Raw genomic sequence first — 1423 nt, forward strand, 5'->3', positions numbered from 1 at the left:
GGATTCGATCCCGTCCGGCGCCCGGGGCGCGCCCGTCGGCGGCGGGTCGGCGGGTCGGGTGCGAAGTGGTGGTCGTGGGCGTGCCGTTGCGGCTCCGGCGGCGCGATTCGCCGCTTCTTCGCTTCTTCTTCGTCCGGGCGCCACGAGCCGCCTCCCCGCGCATCATGTGGTGCGGGACAGGGTGTGGGCGTCGACGGTCGAGTGTCGTCGAACGAAGCGAGAAGGAGACGTCCATGTCCGGATGGAAGACCGTCACGGCCGCGATCCTGGCCGGGGCGGCGGTCGTTGCCGCGCCGGGAGTGGCCGCCGCGGCGGAGCGCCACGGAAATCACCACAGGACCTTCGACCTACAGGCGCACCGCGGCGGTCTGGGCCTGACCGTGGAGAGCACCATCGCGTCCTTCGCCAAGGGCCTGGACCTGGGGGTCTCCACCCTCGAACTGGACGTCCAGATCACCGAGGACGGCCGGGCCGTGGTCACCCACGACCGCAAGGTGGACGGCCGCAAGTGTGCCGACACCGGACCCGTGCGGGCCGGTGACCCGGAGTTCCCCTACGTCGGGAAGTATGTCAATACGCTCACCCTCGACCAGGTCCGTACCCTCGATTGCGGGTCGCGGCAGTTCCCGGGCTTCCCCGGCCAGACCACCTCGCCCGGCGCTCGAATGCCGCTGCTCACCGAGGTGTTCGACCTGGTCAACCGGCGGCACGCACGCGGCGTGAAGCTCAACGTGGAGACCAAGGTCGAGGCGGGCGCGCCGAACGAGACGGCGCCGCGCGAGCAGTTCGTGCAGACGGTGGCCCGCGAGGTGCGCCGGGCCGGGCTGTTGCGCCAGGTCACCATCCAAAGCTTCGACTGGGGCTCGCTGATGAGGATGCGTCAGGTCGAACCCCGGCTGCCACTGGTCGCGTTGACCAACTACGACTTCCTCCAGGTCGGCAGGCCCGGCGCCTCGCCCTGGCTGGGCGGTCTGGACATCGACGACTTCGGTGGCGATCCGCTGCGGGCGATCAAGTCGTTCGGCGCGACCTCGTTCTCGCCGGTGCACGGCTTCCCGCAGGACGGAAAGGTGGGCGACCCGAACTATCGTCCCTACGTGACCCGGGCGATGGTCGACGAGGCGCACCGAATGGGCATCAAGGTGGTGCCGTGGACCATCGACGACCCGGCCGGCATGGCGAAGCTGATGGACGACGGCGTGGACGGGCTGATCACCGATTACCCGGACAGGTTGCGGGAGTTGATGGCGGCGCGGGGGCTGCCGCTGCCGAAGCGCTATCCCGCGCGGGGCTGACGCGGGGGATAGCGCGGCCGGGTGCGCGGCGGGGGTGGTGGACGGTGCCCGCTCGGGCGGACAGCGCCTGCTCGGCTGACGGTGCCCGCTCGGCCGGCCCCGCTCGCGCGGTGGGCATGGAACAGGGC

Annotated in this window: 1 protein-coding gene; it reads left to right on the forward strand. The window is 71.2% G+C overall.

Annotated elements, in window-relative coordinates:
* Positions 1-233: 233 nt before the first annotated feature.
* Positions 234-1295, forward strand: coding sequence for a glycerophosphodiester phosphodiesterase family protein (locus tag ACFRCG_RS48525; protein ID WP_380043068.1), 1062 nt, complete (start codon positions 234-236; stop codon positions 1293-1295).
* The last annotated feature ends 128 nt before the right edge of the window (positions 1296-1423 follow it).

The organism is Embleya sp. NPDC056575 (assembly GCF_042793325.1).
Taxonomy (GTDB): domain Bacteria; phylum Actinomycetota; class Actinomycetes; order Streptomycetales; family Streptomycetaceae; genus Embleya.